This is a genomic window from Clostridium sp. CM039 (assembly GCF_055081075.1).
Map to the genome: position 1 here is coordinate 1809441 of NZ_CM143649.1, position 21481 is coordinate 1830921.

The 21481-nt window shown below is 31.8% G+C and carries 19 protein-coding genes and 2 riboswitches; of the genes, 3 read left to right on the forward strand and 16 right to left on the reverse strand.

Features of this window, described 5'->3' with window-relative positions:
• Positions 1 to 206: 206 nt before the first annotated feature.
• The 3 genes from add to ACWJJ2_RS08625 form a co-directional block, all read right to left on the reverse strand.
• Positions 207 to 1199, reverse strand: a complete 993-nt coding sequence (add, locus tag ACWJJ2_RS08615; protein ID WP_462954254.1) for an adenosine deaminase — start codon at positions 1197 to 1199, stop codon at positions 207 to 209.
• Positions 1200 to 1291: 92 nt separating this feature from the next.
• Positions 1292 to 1391, reverse strand: a riboswitch (purine riboswitch).
• A 68-nt stretch (positions 1392 to 1459) separates the two neighbouring features.
• Positions 1460 to 2470, reverse strand: coding sequence for a lysostaphin resistance A-like protein (locus tag ACWJJ2_RS08620; protein WP_462954255.1), 1011 nt, complete (start codon positions 2468 to 2470; stop codon positions 1460 to 1462).
• Positions 2471 to 2713: 243 nt separating this feature from the next.
• The gene (locus ACWJJ2_RS08625) at positions 2714 to 4804 is read right to left on the reverse strand and encodes a PAS domain S-box protein (RefSeq protein ID WP_462954256.1); all 2091 of its coding nucleotides are present in this window, start codon (positions 4802 to 4804) and stop codon (positions 2714 to 2716) included.
• A 281-nt stretch (positions 4805 to 5085) separates the two neighbouring features.
• Here ACWJJ2_RS08625 and ACWJJ2_RS08630 point away from each other — a divergent pair, with 281 nt between their 5' ends.
• Positions 5086 to 6300: an alanyl-tRNA editing protein gene (locus tag ACWJJ2_RS08630; protein ID WP_462954257.1), complete on the forward strand. Its 1215-nt coding sequence runs from the start codon at positions 5086 to 5088 to the stop codon at positions 6298 to 6300.
• A gap of 177 nt (positions 6301 to 6477) precedes the next feature.
• On the opposite strand, the gene ACWJJ2_RS08635 is transcribed toward ACWJJ2_RS08630, so the two are convergent.
• From ACWJJ2_RS08635 to glpK, 5 genes are all read right to left on the reverse strand, one after another.
• Positions 6478 to 7851 (reverse strand): C40 family peptidase, encoded by a 1374-nt coding sequence (locus tag ACWJJ2_RS08635; RefSeq protein WP_220319997.1) that lies wholly within the window; start codon positions 7849 to 7851, stop codon positions 6478 to 6480.
• A gap of 18 nt (positions 7852 to 7869) precedes the next feature.
• Entirely contained in the window at positions 7870 to 8499 is a 630-nt protein-coding gene (gene thiE, locus ACWJJ2_RS08640) for a thiamine phosphate synthase (RefSeq protein WP_216302909.1), read from the reverse strand.
• On the reverse strand, positions 8489 to 9325 hold the full coding sequence (gene thiM, locus ACWJJ2_RS08645; RefSeq protein WP_216302910.1) for a hydroxyethylthiazole kinase: 837 nt from the start codon (positions 9323 to 9325) through the stop codon (positions 8489 to 8491). Before thiM ends, thiE begins: the two co-directional genes overlap by 11 nt.
• 205 nt (positions 9326 to 9530) lie before the next feature.
• Positions 9531 to 10355, reverse strand: coding sequence for a bifunctional hydroxymethylpyrimidine kinase/phosphomethylpyrimidine kinase (thiD, locus tag ACWJJ2_RS08650; RefSeq protein WP_216302911.1), 825 nt, complete (start codon positions 10353 to 10355; stop codon positions 9531 to 9533).
• Positions 10356 to 10501: 146 nt separating this feature from the next.
• A riboswitch (TPP riboswitch) is annotated at positions 10502 to 10612 on the reverse strand.
• Positions 10613 to 10681: 69 nt separating this feature from the next.
• Entirely contained in the window at positions 10682 to 12172 is a 1491-nt protein-coding gene (gene glpK / locus ACWJJ2_RS08655; RefSeq protein ID WP_216302912.1) for a glycerol kinase GlpK, read from the reverse strand.
• A 323-nt stretch (positions 12173 to 12495) separates the two neighbouring features.
• Here glpK and ACWJJ2_RS08660 point away from each other — a divergent pair, with 323 nt between their 5' ends.
• A complete protein-coding gene (locus ACWJJ2_RS08660; RefSeq protein WP_216302913.1) occupies positions 12496 to 12855 on the forward strand; it encodes a hypothetical protein in 360 nt (119 codons plus the stop codon).
• Positions 12856 to 12974: 119 nt separating this feature from the next.
• Here ACWJJ2_RS08660 and ACWJJ2_RS08665 read toward each other — a convergent pair whose 3' ends face one another.
• Positions 12975 to 13262, reverse strand: coding sequence for a hypothetical protein (locus tag ACWJJ2_RS08665; RefSeq protein WP_165413144.1), 288 nt, complete (start codon positions 13260 to 13262; stop codon positions 12975 to 12977).
• A gap of 156 nt (positions 13263 to 13418) precedes the next feature.
• Complete coding sequence (locus ACWJJ2_RS08670) at positions 13419 to 14018, reverse strand: 50S ribosomal protein L25 (RefSeq protein ID WP_216302915.1); 600 nt, start codon at positions 14016 to 14018, stop codon at positions 13419 to 13421.
• Positions 14019 to 14569: 551 nt separating this feature from the next.
• On the opposite strand from ACWJJ2_RS08670, the gene ACWJJ2_RS08675 reads away from it, so the two are divergent.
• Entirely contained in the window at positions 14570 to 15688 is a 1119-nt protein-coding gene (locus tag ACWJJ2_RS08675; protein ID WP_462954258.1) for an AI-2E family transporter, read from the forward strand.
• Position 15689: 1 nt separating this feature from the next.
• Here ACWJJ2_RS08675 and ACWJJ2_RS08680 read toward each other — a convergent pair whose 3' ends face one another.
• The 6 genes from ACWJJ2_RS08680 to ACWJJ2_RS08705 all read right to left on the reverse strand — a co-directional run bounded on the left by ACWJJ2_RS08680 (position 15690) and on the right by ACWJJ2_RS08705 (position 21368).
• Positions 15690 to 17132, reverse strand: coding sequence for an MDR family MFS transporter (locus tag ACWJJ2_RS08680; protein WP_216302917.1), 1443 nt, complete (start codon positions 17130 to 17132; stop codon positions 15690 to 15692).
• A 135-nt stretch (positions 17133 to 17267) separates the two neighbouring features.
• Entirely contained in the window at positions 17268 to 17633 is a 366-nt protein-coding gene (locus tag ACWJJ2_RS08685) for a DUF956 family protein (protein ID WP_462954259.1), read from the reverse strand.
• Between the two features lie 244 nt (positions 17634 to 17877).
• On the reverse strand, positions 17878 to 18789 hold the full coding sequence (locus ACWJJ2_RS08690; protein ID WP_216302919.1) for a PTS system mannose/fructose/sorbose family transporter subunit IID: 912 nt from the start codon (positions 18787 to 18789) through the stop codon (positions 17878 to 17880).
• Positions 18790 to 18808: 19 nt separating this feature from the next.
• Entirely contained in the window at positions 18809 to 19615 is an 807-nt protein-coding gene (locus tag ACWJJ2_RS08695) for a PTS mannose/fructose/sorbose transporter subunit IIC (RefSeq protein WP_216302920.1), read from the reverse strand.
• 43 nt (positions 19616 to 19658) lie between these two features.
• The gene (locus tag ACWJJ2_RS08700) at positions 19659 to 20636 is read right to left on the reverse strand and encodes a mannose/fructose/sorbose PTS transporter subunit IIA (RefSeq protein WP_216302921.1); all 978 of its coding nucleotides are present in this window, start codon (positions 20634 to 20636) and stop codon (positions 19659 to 19661) included.
• A gap of 258 nt (positions 20637 to 20894) precedes the next feature.
• On the reverse strand, positions 20895 to 21368 hold the full coding sequence (locus ACWJJ2_RS08705) for a mannose/fructose/sorbose PTS transporter subunit IIB (RefSeq protein ID WP_216302922.1): 474 nt from the start codon (positions 21366 to 21368) through the stop codon (positions 20895 to 20897).
• Positions 21369 to 21481 lie beyond the last annotated feature (113 nt).

Below are 21481 nucleotides of genomic sequence, written 5' to 3' on the forward strand. Positions count from 1 at the left end.
GTCTTCTATTTCGCTCATTTCTTTTTTTAATAAATCTATAGGATTGACATATCCTAGTGTTCCACACATCAAATTGCCCGCCCATATATTAAGTTCTACTAAATTTAGATTATCACTTGGTATGTATTTAACCTTATTTAAATAATATCACTTATAATAATACTATTCTACCAAATTTTTGATTAATATACTAGGGTATTAATCACTTAGATATATTTCCTTAACCATTCCTTTGTTTCTAAATCAGCAAATGTTGCATCAACACTATTAAGATAAATTTGTTTATATTCCTCAAACGTAATGTTAAATTCTCTTAATAATACATCGCATTCCTTAGTCATATTTGTGTCAGATACAGTTCTATTATCAGTATTGACGCTCACCCTTATTCCATCATTAAAAAAATCATAAATTGGGTGTTTTTCAAAAGTATCAATTGCTTTAGTCTGGATGTTACTTGTTGGACACATTTCAAGAGTAATTCCTTTATCTTTTACAATGTTATAGGCTTCAATGCAGTCTTTAATAAATACTCCATGACCTATCCTTTCTGCCCCCAAAAGTTCCACTGCTTCAAGGACATTTTTTCCTATTCCTGTTTCACCTGCATGGATAGTTACTCTATATCCATATTCTTTAGCTAAGGATATAGGTTCTATAAATTTTTCACAAAAGCCTTCTCCTTCAGATCCACATAAATCTATTGCAACTACACCTTTCAAGAGGTACTTTCTGCCAGCTTTTACAACCTCAAATGCTTTATCAATAGACATAAATCTCATGCAGCAAAGTATTACATTTCCTTTTATATCATATTTCTCTTCTGCATATTTGATCCCAGATATTACACTCTCTATTACGTCTTCTACACTTAAACCCTTTGTTATATGAAGTAGTGGTGCAAATCTAACTTCAATATATTTTACATTTTCTTTTGCACAATCGCAAAGAAGTTCAAATGTAATTCTTCTTAAACTCTCCTTTGATTGCATTACTAAATTCGGAATTTCAAACCTTTTTAAATACTCATCAAGAGATTTACATTCTGCTGGGGCTGTAACTTCTTTTCTAATATTTTCAATATCATAGTAGGGAATACTTATACCCTCTTCTTTTGCTATATCAATTATTGTTCCCGGTCTTACACTTCCATCCAAATGACAATGTAAATCAATTTTAGGTAAATTTTTAAATTCCATATTGTCCTCCTTTTAATTTTAATGACATTTCAGCTCCACAGGAGATGATTTAATTAGCAAAAAATAAAAAATCCTGACCACAAAGAAGATAAACATAGTTATATCTTCTTCGTAATCAGGAATTATAGGTTCCTGGTAGAAACCCCCAAACCATATTATTGGGGTTATACGATTTAACATTTATATTTTTTATATTCTATCATAAAGAAAAAAATTGTCAAGCTGTAAATTCCCCGATACGCATCTTCGCAGAAGATGCTTTAATACCTTAGAACAACCAGCACAGTCATAGAAATAAAATATATAACTAATGGAATATATTGTTTTTTATCTATATCTATAATTTCTTCTTTTCTTGCTATATATTTTCCTTCAATGTCCTTTTCTTCTTCAATGAGATCTGATCCATCTTTTTCCTCTTTATATTCTTTTAATTTTCTTAAGTTTATAAATAATATAGATCCTCCGATTAGTAAAAATATTGAAGCTCTAAGTAAAATCACAGTTAAACTAGCATTCATTGCATCAGTTGTCGCAGCTGCTTGTACTTGTGTTTGATCTATCACACCATTCTTTATTCCATTATTCACAAGCTTCATATAATTCATTACGACTTTACTTAAAATAAAAGATATTGCATTATTTACTGCATGAAGTGTCATACTCCCTACAAGCGATCCTGTATATTCCCTTACCTTTAATAGAACAAGTCCTAAAAACATTACGTAAATAATTTGCATTACATTACCATGAAAGGTTGCAAAGATTGCAGTTATTATAAAAAATTTAATTTTTTTATTTATCCCCTCATAAGCATCTAAGAAAATTCCTCTAAAAAATATTTCCTCAAAAAATGCTGGCACCAAAACTATCACCACTAACCCTAATAATGTTGAACTACTGTTTAGTAATTTAGATATTGCCATACTATCCTTTATTGCAATGGGAAATAACTTCATGCTTATCATATTAACGCCTATTGCAAAAATATAAGTACCGACTGATATAGACATAATTAAAAAAACTTGCTTTAGAGATATCTTCTTTATTACCATTACCTTATTAAAGCTTCTTTTAGTAATCCTGCAATATAATAAAGCAATTCCACCAAGTGCTATAACACTTGACCCTCCAGAAAGTAGAAGTGAGGTATCCCCGCTTATAGAACCCTGTAATCTAAATACCTTTATTGCTATTAAGGGTATTGAAATAAATAACAATAACGCTCCTAATAATAAACTATTCGCTAGTAGTATTCTTTTATCTTTCATAAATTTTCTCCTTAAAACATAAGATTTTCTTCGAATTAATACTTTTTTAAGCACGGCATTAATTTCACTAAATACTAATACCCCAATATATATAATAAGCTAATCACCTAAAATAATCAAATTCTTAAATTCCACTATCTGTTACAGGATTTTCACTTAAAAAACCTACCTTGCAGGGTGGCTTATAAAAAAAACCATGCTATTTATAGCACGGTTTCCTGTATAACCCTAAGGTAGTAGACATTAATATATATCTGAAAACTCAATCTTAATCTTTTCAATATTACTATTAACACTCAAATTATTATCAACAAAAACTTCCTCAATATCTAGTAACTTTTTTATAGGAAGTTCAAAACTAAATTTACTTCCTATATTAATCTCGCTTTCTAAAAACATTTTACCTCCATGCATTTCTACTAACGACTTAACTAAAGATAATCCTATGCCACTCCCTTCTCTATTTCTCGTAAGTGACTTATCAACTTGAATAAATCTTTCGAAAATACATTGTTGCTTTTCTTTTTCTATTCCAATACCTGTATCCTTAACAGAGATAACAACACTATCTTTTTTTTCAAAAATATATACTAAAATATTTCCACCTGAATTTGTGAATTTTATTGCATTTGAAATGAGATTCAACATTATTCTTTCTATTTTATCTTTATCACAAGCTATTATTTTTTCTTCCATTTCTGTATCAAATAAAAGTGATATTCCTTTATTTGATACATACTCAGCTACAGACAAAGTTATTTCCTCTATAATACTAACAATATTACAATTACCTAAATGAATTTCAAAATATCCCGCATCTATTTTTGTTACATCTATTAAGTTGTCAGTCAATCTTATTAATCTATAACAGTTTTGTTTCATAGTTTTTAAATATTCCTTGCTTTTACCCTCATTTCCATTAAAGAGTTCCTTGAATTTAAGTTCCATAAGCTGGATAGTACCAGAAATAACATTGATCGGTGTTCTTAATTCATGAGATATATTCGCAAAAAAATCAGTCCTAAATCTATCATATTTTATTGCTTGATTTAAAAATCTTGTCTTTTCCTCATTTTCTTTCATTATCCCTTCGTTTTCAAGTCGCTTAGTAATATCTCTTGATGACAATATTAAGGCTTTAACTTTATTATTATCATCTAATAATTTACTACCACAAATCTCTAACCATACAATATCTCCATTTGCATGCAAGCATCTACATTTGAATTTTTCATTTGTAGTTGAAGTAATTAGTTTTCTAATTTCCCTTAATACATTTTTCTTATCATCCTTGTAAACAAAATCAAAAACGTGCCTTTCAATGACATTATCTGTAGCATACCCAAGTATCGCCTTTTGAGCAGCTGTAATATATTTAATTCTACCATCAGTATCTGTTTTTATAATCATATCAGAAGTATTTTCAGTTATCTCCCTTAATAGTGTTTCACTCTCCCTTAGATTTCTCTCCATCTTTTTTCTTTTGTCAATATTGCGAGTCACTATTAAAACTGCTAGCTCCCCCTTATACTTAAAAGCAGCTGTACCTAACTCAACATCAATAACAGTCCCACCACTTGTAAGAAATTTCTCTTCAATAAATGGTGTCGTCATTCCGCCTTCATATATTATATTTATTCTACTCCTAGCAATATCAATGTAATCAAGATGAACAAACTCCATAATACTTCTTCCGATTATATCCTTAGAGTCCTTCACATCGAACAATCCTTCAGTCGCAGGATTAGCTAAGACTATTTTCCCACCGCTGAGCACACATATAGCATCAGGAGATAATTCAAATAACTTTTTATATTCTTCTTCACTTTCAATTTTCTGAACTTTAGCCTCTTCTATACTTATTCTTTCCATAACAGCCGCAACCTGAAAGCAAATTAGCTTAAGCATTTTTAAATCCATATTACTATATTCAAGATTTTTCTCTATGTATATAATTTCTAATAACTCTTCCTTGTAAATCAATGGGTAAAAAACTTCAAAACCTTCACTACCTTTATTAATTACTTTTTCTTTTTTGCAATCACAGACTTCTTCTATAATGCCTCTAAATATATTAGAGGTGTCTTTAATATTTCTTTCATTATAAAAAATTGCTTCACCACACTGCTCTTTCCATTCTATTACTACTTCAAAATTTCTATTTACACACTCTAAAATTAATACCCTTTTAACTTTAAAATAACTATTTATTATATTAATTAACTTGCTATGCAAAGCATTTCTATCATTTTCAAATAACAAAACCTTTGATAACTCAATAACTTTATCAATATCTGTTTCTTGTAATACATTATCATTAACATATTCACTCATTTTAATTTCCCCTTTAAAAATCCATTGAAATGTCGTTAACTTTATAACTGAATTGACTTATTTTTAGAACATTCTCAAAATATTATATTCTACAAAATATAGTGTAAACCTTTTTTTTTCGGATTTTTCTTTGTATAATTTAGAATTTATTACTAATTTATGACAAAATCAAAGTAAAAACCCGGTATTATTTTGTAGCATAATATTTTTATGGTACAATTAGATTAAAAACACATCATGTATTCTATTGAAGCCTAGCTCGCAAAAGGAGATGCAAAACTTTGGAAAAGTTATATTACGAAAATCCATATCAAGCAGAATTTACAGCTGAAGTCATAAACGTAATCCAAAAAGAAAACAAGTATCACGTTGAACTTGACAAAACCTATTTTTACCCTGAAGGTGGTGGTCAACCAAGTGATACTGGATATATAAATGGTGCTGCTGTAACCTATGTGTATGAAGAAGATGAAAAAATTTATCATGTAGTTGCCGTGAACCCTTTAAAAATTCATAGGGTTAAATGCATCATAGACTTTGATAAACGGTTTGACTATATGCAACAGCATCTAGGGCAGCATATACTTTCTGCTGCTATTTCTGATCTATTTAATGCAACTACTATTGGGTTTCACCTCGGCACGGATTCTACAACTATTGATATTGATAAAGTTATTGGCAATAATGAAATTAAAATTGCCGAAAAAAAAGCTAACAAAATTGTATTAGACAATATTAAAGTAGAAGTACTATATCCAACTAACTCTGAACTAAAAAAATTATCGCTAAAAAAACTCCCAATAAAAGCTGGTGAAAAAGTAAGAATAGTTAAAATAGGTGATATTGATATAAACCCATGTTGTGGTCTACATCCTAGTTCAACTATTGAGGTTCAATTAATTAAGGTTACAAAATTTGAAAAGTATAAGACTGGAATAAGAATTGAATTTATATGTGGACAAAGGGCTGTTTCTGATTATGCCTTAAAACATGAATCCATGGAAAAAATGTCTAAACTTTTTTCCTGCAATAATGCTACAGTTTTGTCCGTTGTAGAACGACTTTCAGATGAACTTAATAAAGCACTTACTGAAAAAAGGGCCCTAAAGTCAGAGGTTGCGCAGTACGAAGTTCAAAATATGTTAGAGGCAGCCCCAAAAATAGAAGATATCAGGATGCTTAAATGCATTTATGATAATGGGGATTTAAAATATACTAATATGTTAGCAACAAAATTAGTATCCTCTCCAAAGGTTATAGTCTTATTTGGAGTAAAATCTCAAGATAAAGCAAATCTTTTATTTATGTGCTCGAAGGATTTGAATATAATTAGCATGAGCTCTATTTTAAAAGATGCCATAACTCTAATAGACGGCAAAGGTGGTGGAAGTGCCTTTTCTGCACAAGGTGGTGGTAAGAATAATAATAATTTAGATTCTGCGCTAGATTATGCATGGAGTAAAATCCACGCTGATATAATTTCTAGGAACAAATAATAGTGCAATCCTATGAAGTTTCTCCTACGTGACTTGAAATAAGAGATTGAAACGTGGAATTTCAATGTTTCTGCTCTTCTTATTTCAAAACACTATGGATAAACTTCATACTATATCGTATATCTATATTTATTGGAGGAGCTCTTGCTTTTCGCTGGACCGAAATGGTCAGGCTAATTAATCCACATTAACAAAATCTCTAGCTCCGTATAATCCTTCAATATATGTTTTACCATCCTCTGATAATACTATACACAATGGAGAAACCATCACTTCGCGTACCTTATAATATTTTAAGCTCCCATCCTGCTGTGGTTTATAAAAGCCTGAAAAATCATGAATAGCATAATATTGACCTTTTTCTTTACCTATATAAATCATCGCATGCCCATTCATAAATACTGGCGTTCCAGGCTTCAATTTATTCAGTAACTTTTCTCTGTCTCCCATAGTCATATTTTCCGGCATTTCATAGAAATTGCCCACTGCGAGTTTTCCCTGATCCTCGGAATTCCTAGGAAGCTTAATACCCATAGTTCTATAAACATCCATTATAAAACTTGCACAATCTCTAGAATTGAACATTCCACCCCATCCGTATCTTTCGCCTAAAAATTTAAAGGCATTAACTATGATATTTCTTCTGGTATAAGGTAAGTACCCTAATGAGATATCTTCATTTTTTGCAATCAGAGCTTTTTTGAATTCTACATTTCCCTTATTATCTCTTGTTGGAAGCTTAACCACATAATTACCTGCGGAATTTTGACCATAAATATCCCCTTCTATTTCCTTAATATCTGCAAGTGGTATTTTAATTCCCATGTCAAATTTCACTTCTGATAATTGCTCATTTAATGGGTTATAATTTGTAAATACTCTTTTCCCTGTAGTTACTAAGAAATTTTCTGTTTTAAGATAATCAAAAATTTCTTCTTTACTAGATATTGCCACATCTTTTTCGGGTATCCATGCTAAATAATTATACATCTGTGCAAAATACCACTTTTTATCCACACTTGATAGCAGAATTACAATTGGTTCAACAGGATAAACAGCGGTCTCCTGAAATCTGTCAAATTCATAGTTATCTCCAGTTTTAAATATTTTATCATAGGTTGGGAATGTCCTCATCACAGTCTTTCTAATGGTTATTGCATATTTGATATCCAATAAGTCCATTAATTTTTCAATATTGCAATTCTTTATTAACTTATTATAATATTCTTGAACTACTAATTTCCCATCCTCATGGAATCTTTCAGATTTTGGCATAGAACTAATAGTATTTATCTTGTTTATTAATTCTTGCATGCTAAAGGATTCTTCGTAATTTTCTAAGTCCACAATTGATCCAACAGTTGTTAAACTACTCTTGTTGTATGCTTCAATCTCCTGTACATTCATAATATCTTTATTCATGCCACTCAATTTTGTCCAATAGTTCATGCAAAGCATTTTTTCCTTTAATCCTGGAATATTTGAATAGATTACCTTATCTACCTCGTTTCCAGATAGGTTCTTTTCGAATCCAGTCGGCTTGATAAACATTATAAATCCCCCCCACTATTATTTCTGCTTTATGGAAGAACATAGTTTTTCTGCTGATGACCTTACAGATTTTTTCCCAAGAATATCTGAAACAACAGCTATTCCATCAATATTTGCTATCTTTAATAAATTTACATTTTTTTCATTAATTCCACCAATAGCAACTACAGGGATAGAAATTTTTTCTTTTATTTCTTTTAAACTTAATACAGAAACTGCACTTGCATCATCTTTAGTAGTTGTAGGAAACATCGCTCCAACACCCACATAATCTGCTCCTTGTTTTTCTGCCCTTTGTGCTTCCTTAAGTGTTGCAGTAGAAACCCCTAGTATCTTATTATCTCCTATTATACTTCTCGCGATAGTCGCTGGCATATCACTTTGACCTATGTGTACCCCCGCTGCATCTATGGCCTGTGCAATATCAATTCTATCGTTTATTATTAGGGGAATCTTATATTTATCTGTAATAATTTTTATTTTCACTGCAATATTATAAAACTCTAAAGTACTTAATCTCTTTTCTCTAAGCTGGACTAATGTAACCCCGCCTTTTATTGCTTCCTCCACCGCTGCAAATATATCTAAATCCACTAACACATCTCTATCTGTAACGAGATAAAGGCTATAATTCACATTATTCTTCATTTATTTTACTCCTTTCCATTATTAGAGCTTCAGATAAACTGTAAATAGCATCTAGCATTTTCACTTTAAATGTTCCTGATCCTTCGCTATTTTTATCTAAGCTTTCATAAGCTGTTTCTCCTGCAATACCCATTGAAACAATTCCTGCGAGTGCTGCTATTAAATTATTATCTCCAGCGCCTAAATAACAACCAATAACGGAAGTACACATACATCCTGTACCTGTAACCCTAGACATTATTTTATGACCGTTAGATGCGGTGTAAAGAGTCTTACCATCTGATATAATGTCTACAGCACCTGTTATAACTACTACCGTATTAAATTTAACAGCAAAATTCCTTGCCATTTCTTTCTCTCTTGTAAATTCATTACTATCTACAGAAAAACTCTCACTAGCATCTACACCTCTTGTTATAGTTTTAATACCATAAATTGTTTTTATTTCAGATAAATTCCCTCTAATAACTGCTAATTTCACTTCATTTATAATTCTTTTGCAAGTTTCTGTTCTATAAGTTGTTGCACCTACTCCGACAGGATCTAAGATAACAGGTATGTTTAATTCATTTGCCATCTTTCCTGCCTCAATCATAGCCTCTATAATTACACTATTTAATGTTCCTATATTTATAACAAGTGAAGATGCAAGTGATACCATCTCGCGAACTTCATGAATATCCTCCGCCATAACCGGTGACCCACCTATTGCTAGTGTAATATTGGCACAATCATTAACGGTAACATAATTTGTTATTTGGTGCACCAATGGGGTTTTTTCTCTTAAATTGTTTAGTAATTTAATTATTTTCTTATTAATTTCCATTTTGACATCATCCTCCAAATTATTGTTTATATAAATCCTGTAATAATCATAACGGGCATTGTAGCTCCAAGTAATAAATAACGTTTTATAAAGTAATATCTACTGCTATAAATATGATACATACTAATACATTATTTACTCCCCTTAAATTTTGTGTTATTAAGTTTACAGAACTCGCTGCTAAAAATCCAGTTTTTCACTATCCTTAATCATTTGCCATCCCTGCTTTTTTATATAATTCGTAGAAATGATTTGTAGGTCCCACCCCATGCCCAATATCTAAAGAATGCTTTATAGCAGTTGTTATATACTGCTTTGAATTTTTTATTGAATCCTTCATGCTATAGCCAAGCGCCAAATTTGCAGCTATGGCTGAAGACAAAGTACATCCAGTTCCATGAGTATTTTTTGTATTTATTCTCTCAGACGTAAAATGTGTAATTTCACTTCCATCATAAAACACATCTACGGCTTCCCCCTGCATATGTCCTCCCTTTAAAAGCACATTTTTGCATCCTAGCTTGTACATTTCTTTTGCTGCACTTTCCATATCTACTACTGTTTCAATGCTCGTAATATCTGAATTTACTTCTTTTAAAATTTCTTCAGCCTCTGGGACATTAGGTGTAATAATTGACGCTAGTGGAATTAATTTTTTAACCAAAGCCGTTTTTGACTCTGGCTTTAACAGTGAATAACCGCTTTTTGAGATCATTACGGGATCGAGTACTACGTTTTTAGGCTTGTATTGTTTTAATTTCTCACTTATCACATCAATAGTTGAGATCACAGAAACCATACCAATTTTAACCGCATCTACAACTATGTCTGTAAAAATAGCATCAATTTGTGCCTTGATGATTTCTTCGCCCAAGTCTTGCACTGCAAAAACCCCCATAGTATTTTGTGCTGTTATCGCTGTAATTACACTCATCCCGTATACGCCACTCGCACTTAAGCTTTTTAAATCTGCCTGTACACCTGCTCCTCCTGAGCTGTCAGAACCTGCTATAGTTAAAACTTTTTTCATATCAATTCCCTCCTAAAATAATTATTTTTTAAATGTTAAATCATCACCTGCGGCACTATTCATCCATTTTATTTATAAAACAAAAAACACAAACCCATAGGATTCGTGTTTAAATTATCTTGATATATAAAAATATATACATATATAATACACCAATAAACAACTTCCTACGCTGGCATTATCCAGATCAGGTTATAGGGTCAAAGAATTAAAGTTCTTTCTCTCAGTTGGCCTATCCAACTCCCCTGTGTTAGGTTATTCTTTTATATTTCATATGTTAATAATAGCATAACAAATTATTATTAACAATTAATATTTCGTTACTACTATTCAAGTTTTATGCCTGATCTTTTAACAGCTATATGCCATCCATGAAGTAATTCTTTTCTTTTTTCTTCTGTCATACTAGGTTTGAAACTTCTTGATATTGCCCAATGCTTTGCTACTTCATCTTTGCTCTTCCAATATCCTACTGCTAGCCCTGCAAGATAAGCCGCACCGAGTGCTGTAGTTTCAGTAACCTCTGGTCTGTCTACTTGAACGTTTAAAATATCAGATTGAAACTGCATTAAGAAATTGTTATTGCAAGCTCCTCCATCTACTTTAAGTTCTGTAAGTATAATTCCAGAATCTTCTTGCATTGCTTTTAAAACATCATGTGTTTGGTAAGCAAGCGCTTCGAGAGTTGCTCTTATTAAATGTTCTTTCTTTGCTCCTCTTGTAAGACCTACAATTGTTCCTCTTGCATAAGGATCCCAATATGGTGCTCCAAGTCCAACAAAAGCCGGAACTACATATACTCCATTTGTATCTTCTACCGCATTAGCATATTCTTCGCAATCAGCAGCATTGTCAATCATGCGTAGCTCATCTCTTAACCATTGTATAGCTGCTCCAGCTATAAATACACTACCCTCAAGAGCATACTCTACTTTTCCATCTATTCCCCAAGCAATCGTTGTAAGTAATCCCTGTTTAGATTGAATTGCTTTGTCTCCTGTATTCATAAGCATGAAGCAGCCTGTCCCATATGTGTTTTTAGCTGTTCCTGGTGAATAGCAAGTTTGTCCAAATAATGCCGCTTGTTGGTCTCCAGCCGCTCCAGCAATTGGAATTTCCCCTCCAAACAATGAAATATCGGTGTTGCCATATACACAACTTGAAGGTTTTACTTCTGGGAGCATTGATTTTGGTATGTTCAATGTTTCTAAAATTTCGTCATCCCATGTAAGTTCATGAATATTAAATAGCATTGTTCTTGAAGCATTAGAATAGTCTGTTACATATGTTTTTCCTTTTGTTAAATTCCAAATTAACCAAGTATCTATATTGCCAAACAATAAATTTCCTGCTTCAGCTTCTGCTCTAGCGCCTTCTACATTGTCCAATATCCATTTTATTTTTGTTCCAGAAAAATAAGCGTCTAAAATCAATCCCGTTTTAGCTCTAACAATTTTATCAAATCCTTTTTGTGTTAATTCATCACAAGTCTCTGCAGTTCTTCTACATTGCCATACAATTGCATTGTATACCGGAACTCCCGTTCGTCTATCCCAAACTACAGTAGTTTCTCTTTGATTTGTAATACCTATTGCTGCTATATCAGACGCCGTAGCATTAACTTCAGCCATCGCTTCTGTTGCAACGCTAATTTGACTTGACCATATCTCCATTGGGTCATGTTCTACCCACCCTCCTTTTGGGAAAATCTGAGTAAATTCTTTTTGAGCGGACGTTACAATAAGTCCCCTTTCATTGAATAGAATACACCTTGAACTGGTTGTACCTTGATCAAGTGCCATTATATATTTAGCCATTTTAGCAAAACTCCTTTTTGAAATTAGTCTTATTGAATCGTTTACACATTAATAAATAAAAAAATACGTTAAAATATCATTATATTTAGTATAACTGATTATTATATTTATTGCAATATAACTTATAAACTTCACTATTTAGATTTATTTTTTAAATATCACATCGTCGCTGCTACAATATATAATAAGATCTTAAAATTTTTACAATCCTAAAATTTCAAGTAAAAATTCTCAATATTTTCATCTATATTTTAAGATAAAATGGGTAAACTATATACTGTACTTGATTAGTGTAATTTTTATATTAGAAGGGAGAGATACTTATGAATAACAATTTAGAAGAAACAAAAGAATTAAATAAACAATCAGCAGCTAATGGAGGTTCAAGCTCTTACTCAAATGCTGGTATGTCTAGTAGCACTAGTGCTTCCACTCTACAAGAAACAATTCAATTAAATAATGAATCAGCTTCAAATAAAGGTACTAGTGGTGTTTCAAATTCTGCTATGTCAAATATGTCTAGCAGCACTAGTGACTCTACTTTAGCAGAAACAAAACAATTAAATAGTCAATCAAGTGCTGGTATGTCTAATATGAGTAGTAGCAATAGTGATGCTGCTTTAGAAGAGACAAAAAAGCTAAATAATCAATCCTATGCAAATAAAGGTACTAGTTCAAAATAAACTTTTATTTATATGTTCTTTAGATTCCATTTAATAATTTTTCGATGATATGATACTTTTTAAAGGAAGCCATTTAATTAAATGGCTTCCTTTAATATTTATTTTATTGTTATAATAACCTATTCTTCTATATAAGTAATATTACCATCAAAAATGTAATTCAAAGAAGTTTTTGTACCTTCTAGTGCATACATCATTTTTTCAATTACCACTTGTTCTTCTTTGCTAGTTGTTATAGAAAGTTTATCTACTTCATTAACTTCAGACTTTAGTTCAAATTCATATATAAAATCGTTTATTAGTCTTATCCACTCGGATATGTCATTAGAACCTATATTTTCTCTCTTTCCGAAATCTTTTAATGTTCTATCTAATTGTTTTTTTGAATATCTCAATATATTTGCCATTCTTTAGCCTCCTAATTTTACTCACAATAATAAGTATCTATTTGCTTAAATTCTTTTTCTTACCTCATCATCAAAACATTTTAAATTTTATCCATAATAGATAAAAGGATGAACTTTTCATGTTCATCCTTTTATTATTATATAATTACTATTTTATTATTTAGCTTCAGTTTCAGCAACAACTGCTTCAGCTGTAACTTCTTCAGTCACTTCTTCTTTCATTTGTGCTATAGCTGCGTAAATTTGATTTTCATCATCAGTAACTTTTATTTGATTATTTAAATCAAAGTCCTTTATTGTAATTGTATCTCCAAGTATTTTTTGTGATATATCAATACTTATTCCATCAGGTAATATACCCATGCTTCCAACAACATCTATCTCAGCTTTATAAATCTTCAACTCAAGTAGATTGGCTGCTACATTCTCTTCTCCCTTGAAAGAAATAGGTAATTGCATTTTTATTTCACGATCTTTAGAAACAAGTTGTACGTCTATGTGATTAATTTTTGCTGTTACAGGATGTCTTTGAATTTCTTTTATAAATCCAAATTTTTTATCTTCTCCGTATTTAATCCATATTTTAGCATTAGAACCATGTTTTTTAAGAATCTTTATTAATTCAACGTCTTGAACCTTTATTGAAGTTGCTTCCTTAACGCCATCGCCATACATTACACCTGCAATAAAACCTTCCTCTACAAATCTTTTATTTGTTGGAATTCTTTCAAATGCATCTAAAATCATTTCTTCCATAATAATTCGCTCCTCTTGGCTTATAAAGCCTTTCTGTTTATTATTTTATGTACATATGTTACCACTAATAATTTTCACTAAAATTTGTGTTGAACTTTAAAATGATATGATTTTTTTAACTACAAGTAACTGAAAATTCAATGTATATAATTACAAACATTAAAAGACAACATGAATTACCCTGCTGTCTTTCATGTTTTCATAAATATATTTATTGAATTTCCATGTTATATCCATTATTTATACAAATAAATAAAAAAATCAGCATCACTACCTAAAAGATAACATTAGTATTTAAATATAACTATATTATAGCACATTATTGCACATGTTTGCAAACAGAAATTGTAAGGTGTGTTACCTATTTCTGTAACCTACTATTATTACGCAATATATCGTTAATTTTTTTAAAAATGAATATTAATAAATTGTTTTAAGAATGATATAATTAAATAAGCTACAATCATCTTCTTCTAATCTACAATATTACAATTACATAATACTACATTGATCTTATAACAAGCGGCTAAATATTGACTGGAGGAATTGCATTGATTAAATATAAAAAGATACCATATATACAGCTTGTCCCTATTATTATAATTGCCCTTCTACTTTATAGAATAGTAAACAACGTTGAAAATATAGGTTCAATATTAAATAATTTTTTTTCTTTACTTACTTATTTTATTTGGGGTTTCGTCATAGCTTATTTACTTAACCCGCTTATGGTGTTTATTGAAAAGAGAACAAAAATGAAAAGGATTTATAGTATATGCATAATTTACACATTATTTATAGGCATAATAATTTTTATAATCACTTTAGTTACTCCTAATATTATTAAAAGCTCCGTTGATTTATTTAATAATATCCCTCACTTTGCAAATAAAGCGTATAAATGGTCTACCAATTTTTTATCTAAAAATGAACTACTAAACAAATTTGATGCTACTTCTTACTTAGATAGTTACCTTAGTTCTTTTAATAAGGATGTATCTGCATATTTTAGCCCCGGTTTTCAACTTATAATTGATTACCTAATGGGTTTGGGTTCTTTTTTTATGAAATTAATGTCTGGAATCGTAATTTCAATTTACTTCTTGATTGATAAAGAATCTATTATTTTTAATCTTAAAAAATTTGTTTATTCTGTTTTAAATGAAACAGTTGCTATTAAAATAATTGATTTTTTTAAGATAGTTAACACTACTTTTAAGAAATATTTTGTTGGGAAAATGATTGACTCTATTATTTTTGGTATTATTACTTTTATAGGATTTACGATATTAAAAATACCTTACGCTTTACCTTTTAGTTTAGTAATAGGTGTAACAAATATGATCCCTTATTTTGGAAATATTATAGGGATGGTTCCCGCTGTTATAATAACAATATTCTTTAGCCCAATGAAATGTGTTCAGTTGGTACTATTTATTACAACCTTAAGTAATATTGATGGGTGGTTCATATCTCCAAAGATTATTGGAGATAAGGTTGGGATTAGTCCACTACTTATAATACTAGGAATTGTTCTTGGGGGAGGTTTTTTTGGTGTTTTAGGAATGTTACTTGGAGTTCCCACTATAGCCTTAATAAAGACCCTACTAGAAAATTTTATGAATAAACAAATTAATGATAAACAAATTGAAGAAAAATTAATTAAATAACTTATTGTTCACATGAATTATTTTTTAATTTTGAGTCAAATATAAAAGAAAGTGCCAATGATGCTAAAGCAATTATGATAAATATTATAAATACTTCATGAAGCCCTGAATTTAAAGCTTGCTTTATCTGCTGCAAACTTACTCCACTACTCAAAGTTGCCTTGGAATACAAATTGTTAGGTTCTATTCCCTTTCTTCCTATATTATTGAAGTATTTAATTATATTCATATTTAATATAATTCCAAAAACACTTACGCCTATAGTTTGACCTAGTGTACGCACCAGTGAATTCGCTGCTGTAGCTGCCCCTCTTTTGTTATATCCCACTGACTCTTGTACCATTATTGTTAATGTAGTAAAAGCTCCTCCAAATCCAAATCCCATAATGAACCCATAAACTATAACTGATACTAATAGAGATTCACTACTTAAAGTAGACAAAAACACACAACTAATAAGCAAAATTAGAGTAGATACGCCAATCACTATTCTTCCACCATATTTAGGGATAGCTTTAGACAAAACAAATGAAGATAAGAACCAAGCAATAGACATAGGTGCCATAGACACTCCAGCAACTGTAGGACTAAATCCTAAAACATTTTGCATATATATAGGTAAATAAACCTCTATTCCTATTAAAATCCCTGCGGCTAAAAATGTTATTATATTTACAATGGTGCTACTTTTTGTGAAAATTTCAAAAGGTATAATAGGCTCATCCGCTCTTTTTTCCACATAATAAAACACAATCATCACTGCAATTGTAACTACTAAAGCTATTATAATATTATTTTTTCCACCTGCTAAGCTACCCAGTAAAAACGTTATAATTGCAACTGAAAATAATAAAGCACCTACATAATCTATCTTATGTTTCTTTTTCTCAAAAGTTTCAATTAGGTTTCTTTGTAAAATCACTATAGATATTAATCCAAAAGGTAGGTTTATAAAGAAAATCCAATGCCATGAGAAATTGTCTATTAAAAACCCCCCTAAAAAAGGACCAGCTAAACTTGCTATCCCCCATACTGTACTTAACCATCCTTGGATCTTTGGCCTTTCTTCAACAGTAAAAATGTCACCCAATATAGTATAAGTAACTGTAAATATTGCTCCTGCTCCCATTCCTTGAACTGCACGAAAAGCTATAAGCTGATACATGTTTTGTGATAACCCACAAAGACAGCTCCCAACTAAAAAAATTATTATTCCAATAGAAAGAATGTTTTTTCTTCCATATAAATCAGCTAATTTTCCGTATATTGGTGTAGAAATGGCTGTTGTCAATAAATAAGCAGAAAAAACCCAACTTATAAGTTCAAACCCATTTAGCTCTTTAACTATTGTTGGTATCGCAGTAGTCACAACTGTTCCCTCTACAGCTGCAAGGAACATTGACACCATTAATGCAATGACTATACTTCTTTTTTTTGATTTCATCCTTTGTTACACTTCCTTTAATGTGATGATTATCATCTATATTTAACCTAAAGTACAAATAAACGACAAATATCATTTTACCATTAATTATAAATATCTGCACAGTAAATTAAAAACTGCCAATTAGTTAAATCATCACCTGCGGTGCTGCACCGCTCGTTTGAGCACATCAAAAAAACTTAACGAATTAACCATATGATTTGGCTCAACATATTTTCGAACAGCACGAAGCACTTTTTTTGCTTCTTTAGAAGAAAAAGTATAGGTAACATCTTTCTTCGTTTGGATTGCATATCGAGGAATCCACTTTCCTTTTAGCAATACGGACGCAATGACATAGTCAACCTCTTCCCAAGGAATTTGAATATATTTGCGAGAATCACGAGAATCATAAAACTCAAAACCTTTGTCGCCGATCATAATTTTCCCATAATCTGCAAACCCCGTAAAAGCTGTTGCATCAATTACTAGATCCACCTTTGTATTTAGTGATTGAACCATACGATCTACCTCTTTTCTATTTATACACACATTTGTTTCTATTAATTAATAAATCATTGTACAATGATTGTTGACTATAGTATATAATATACATTCTGAAGATGAAATAATCAAGTTCCGCAAAGCTCAACCGTCAAAAACAGTTTTACTAGACATAAAATTAAATCATCTCCTGGGTCGCTGCAATATTAACATAGAAAGTAATAAAAAAACCCAGGCCAAAAGCCCAGGTTGGGTAAAAATATTACATTAAACCGATTAAGTGGAAAACAATCCCGACTGCGAACAGCCCAAAAATAATTGTAATTGGAGATACTTTCTTCTTAAGCAACCACATACAAAGTAATGTCAATCCTAATCCTGCAATTCCAGGAATCAAAGAATCCAAGTTATTTTGCAATGTTGTAACCTTAACATCAGTTAATGACAAGCCACCCGATTGTTGCAACATAGCTTGTTTAATACCTTCCGCTCCTGCAGGAAGGCTGCTCCAATCAATAAAGGCACCCTTAGCTAACTTAACGGCTGATACAGTCGGTGCAAATACAACAGATACCCATCGGTTAACTAATGATCCCAAAATGAACATACCAAGGATGGATGCTCCTTTTGTAACATCTTGTAGTAAATTACCTGATAAATCATCGGTAATACGAGAGCCTGCTTTGTAACCAAACTCTTGTGTATACCACATAAATGACATACGGATGATATTCCAAGCGAAGAAAAAGATAATTGGTCCAAGGATGTTACCACTCATAGCAAGAGAAGCCGCTAATGCCCCTAAAATTGGCCTAACAGTAAACCAGAAAACTGGATCTCCGATACCAGCTAAAGGTCCCATCATACCAACTTTAACACCTTGAATAGTTATGTCATCGATTGGTAGACCATTCGCACGGTCTTCCTCTAAGGCTAATGTTACACCAATGACTGGTGAAGCTACATATGGGTGAGTGTTAAAGAACTCCAAGTGACGTTTCAATGCAGCTGCACGATCTTCTTTAGTCTTATATAATTTTTTAATTGCGGGAATCAATGCGTATGCCCAACCACCGTTTTGCATTCTTTCATAGTTCCAAGACCCTTGAAGGAAAAATGAACGGAACCAAACAGAAATACGATCTTTTTTTGTTAATTTTAATTTATTTGCCATTTTCATGTTCTCTCCCTTCTTAGTAAGTGTCAATAATATCACCTAATGGATCACCAGTATTTGAGCTTCCACCATTACCTGAGCCGCCTTGTTTAGTAAGCTTTAAGTAAATAAGAGCCACACATACACCGATTGCCCCTAGTCCGATAAGTGTAATTTCTGAAATAGTTGCTAACACAAAACCAATTCCAAAGAATGGCCATACTTCTTTAGTAGCCATCATGTTGATTACCATTGCATAACCAACAGCTACGACCATTCCACCACCAATTGCTAAACCACCTGTTAACCAAGTAGGCATAGCTTCAAGTACTGAACGAATCGGACCAGCACCAACTGCTAAGATCAAGACTGCTGGAATTGCAATACGTACACCCTGCATACAAATAGCAATGATATGCCACATTTCAACTTTTCTGATATTTCCTTGTTTAGCAGCAGCATCCATGAAATGTACAAACACTGTAGCGATGGTACGACAAATAATTGTTAATAATAGCCCTGCAACTGCTAGCGGAACAGCAATAGCGTAAGCTGCTGGAACCCCTGCTGTACCTTGGCCACCAAGAACTAGAATAATTGCAGATGCAACAGATGCAAGCGCTGTATCTGGTGCTACGGCAGCACCGATATTTGCCCAACCTAAAGCAATCATTTGAAGAGTACCACCTAAGATTAGGCATGGCACTAAGTTACCTGTAACTAAGCCGATTAACGTACACGCAATTACTGGTTGGTGGAATTGAAATTCATCCAAGATACCTTCCATACCAGCTATAAATGCCACGATAACGACTAATATCATTTGGACAATATTTATATCCATGATTATTAATCCCCCTTTTTCATTTAAATAGTTAAATTATAAATTATTTCAGTTTATTTAATTCCACTTGTGCTTTTTTGAGGATTTCGTCCATATTTCCTTTTGAATCATTTGGAACTTTACGAACATCAAAATCCAGTCCAGCTTCTTTAAGCTTATTGAAGGTATCAATATCTTCTTGATTGAAAGCAAGTACTTTGTTTGGTTGAACTTTACCCAGAGAGTGAGCCATAGAGCCAACATTGATTGTCTTCAAAGGTACTCCCCCTTCTACCGCTCTAAGTACATCTTGCGAGTTTTCAAAAAGAAGCAATGCACGTTGTCCGCCAAAATGTTGATCATTTTTTGCAAGTTTAATCATTTGATTAATTGGAACAACATGAGCTTTAACACCCGGAGGAGCAGCCTGTTGGATCAATTTCCTACGAAGCTCATCTTTGGCTACCGCATCTGACACGACAATAATCCGGGTCGGTTGCACAGCTTTTGTCCAAGCAGTCGCTACTTGTCCATGAAGTAAACGAGAGTCAATACGAGCTAAAACATATTCGAATGATCCAGGTGCACCTACACTCGATTGATCCGCCGAAGTTGCAGAAGATTTACCATTATCTTCTGGTTCTAATTCTTCAGGCTTAACTTTAACTCCTTCTTTAGCTGCTTTTAAAATATAAGCCGCCATTTCCTGTGCGGATTCCATTGAAGAACGTGAAGCATAAGCTTCAATCACCATTGGTAGATTCATACCAGCTACGATTGCCCATTTATCTTTGTGTTCTTCAAATAGACTATTTGCTTGGTTGAATGGTGTACCGCCCCAAAGATCAACTAAGAATAAAACCTCATCTTGGTTGTCAAAGGATGCGATTGCATCTTTCATTTTTGCTTTAACATCATCTGGGCCTTCACTAGACATCAACGTAACAGCTTGTACATTTTCTTGTTCTCCGAAAATCATCGCACCAGATTGCAAGATGCCTTTAGCAAATTCTCCGTGACTAGCAAGAATAATTCCTACCATCTTTTATACCTCCAATTTTTTATTTATTACAGTAAAATTTATATAAAAGTTTTGAAAAACCTGTAACCAAAATTAATAATTATGATATATTTAAATAATTTACGAATTGTAATGACATTTGATTTCACTCCAGGTGGAGATGCTTAACAAAAATTTTGGAGCTCATCGCAAGTAATCATAACGTTTACAACTAAAGCCCATTCAACCTTAGTTTCTTTGGCACGTACTATACACTAATAGAAGTTAATATGGTGAATCTTATAGTTTTGACATTAAATCTACTTTTGAATCTGAAGAAATTTTTCTTATTTCTAGTTCAATGCCTTTTTCATTTAATTTTTTGAAAGCTTCAATATCTGTATCATTTACCGATATTGCACTAGTTATTTGTTTCTTTCCATCTTTAAATGACATACCACCAATATTTACACTCTTTATGGCTACTCCACCTTCAACCATTCTTACAACATCAGTTGGATTAGTGAATAGAAATAGCACTCTATCATCTTGGTATTTTGGATTATTATAAACCCTTATTGCCTCATCAATTCCTACAATGCTTGATTTAATTCCTGGAGGTCCAACTTGCTCCAAAAGTGTCTTTCTAATTGAGTCCTTTGTTACATCATCATTACATACAATTATTCTTTGACATTTTGTGTCTTTTGACCAAATTGTTGCTACTTGACCATGTATTAATCTGTCATCAATTCTTGCTAACACTATATTCATTATAAATCATCCTCCTAATCAGCACTTTCACCTAAGTTGTCACACTATTATATATAGCAATTGTCGCGCCAAAATAGTGTATTGTTTTTTATGTTTGTGTTAAATCATCTCCT

Bases quoted from the DNA above. Each gene is read 5' to 3' on its own strand.
- add (WP_462954254.1), bottom strand. From the start codon at position 1,199: ATGGAATTTAAAAATTTACCTAAAATTGATTTACATTGTCATTTGGAT.
- ACWJJ2_RS08620 (WP_462954255.1), bottom strand. From the start codon at position 2,470: ATGAAAGATAAAAGAATACTACTAGCGAATAGTTTATTATTAGGAGCG.
- ACWJJ2_RS08625 (WP_462954256.1), bottom strand. From the start codon at position 4,804: ATGAGTGAATATGTTAATGATAATGTATTACAAGAAACAGATATTGAT.
- ACWJJ2_RS08635 (WP_220319997.1), bottom strand. From the start codon at position 7,851: ATGTTTATCAAGCCGACTGGATTCGAAAAGAACCTATCTGGAAACGAG.
- thiE (WP_216302909.1), bottom strand. From the start codon at position 8,499: ATGAAGAATAATGTGAATTATAGCCTTTATCTCGTTACAGATAGAGAT.
- thiM (WP_216302910.1), bottom strand. From the start codon at position 9,325: ATGGAAATTAATAAGAAAATAATTAAATTACTAAACAATTTAAGAGAA.
- thiD (WP_216302911.1), bottom strand. From the start codon at position 10,355: ATGAAAAAAGTTTTAACTATAGCAGGTTCTGACAGCTCAGGAGGAGCA.
- glpK (WP_216302912.1), bottom strand. From the start codon at position 12,172: ATGGCTAAATATATAATGGCACTTGATCAAGGTACAACCAGTTCAAGG.
- ACWJJ2_RS08660 (WP_216302913.1), top strand. From the start codon at position 12,496: ATGAATAACAATTTAGAAGAAACAAAAGAATTAAATAAACAATCAGCA.
- ACWJJ2_RS08665 (WP_165413144.1), bottom strand. From the start codon at position 13,262: ATGGCAAATATATTGAGATATTCAAAAAAACAATTAGATAGAACATTA.
- ACWJJ2_RS08670 (WP_216302915.1), bottom strand. From the start codon at position 14,018: ATGGAAGAAATGATTTTAGATGCATTTGAAAGAATTCCAACAAATAAA.
- ACWJJ2_RS08680 (WP_216302917.1), bottom strand. From the start codon at position 17,132: ATGAAATCAAAAAAAAGAAGTATAGTCATTGCATTAATGGTGTCAATG.
- ACWJJ2_RS08685 (WP_462954259.1), bottom strand. From the start codon at position 17,633: ATGGTTCAATCACTAAATACAAAGGTGGATCTAGTAATTGATGCAACA.
- ACWJJ2_RS08690 (WP_216302919.1), bottom strand. From the start codon at position 18,789: ATGGCAAATAAATTAAAATTAACAAAAAAAGATCGTATTTCTGTTTGG.
- ACWJJ2_RS08695 (WP_216302920.1), bottom strand. From the start codon at position 19,615: ATGGATATAAATATTGTCCAAATGATATTAGTCGTTATCGTGGCATTT.
- ACWJJ2_RS08700 (WP_216302921.1), bottom strand. From the start codon at position 20,636: ATGGTAGGAATTATTCTTGCTAGTCACGGAGAATTTGCTAAAGGCATC.
- ACWJJ2_RS08705 (WP_216302922.1), bottom strand. From the start codon at position 21,368: ATGAATATAGTGTTAGCAAGAATTGATGACAGATTAATACATGGTCAA.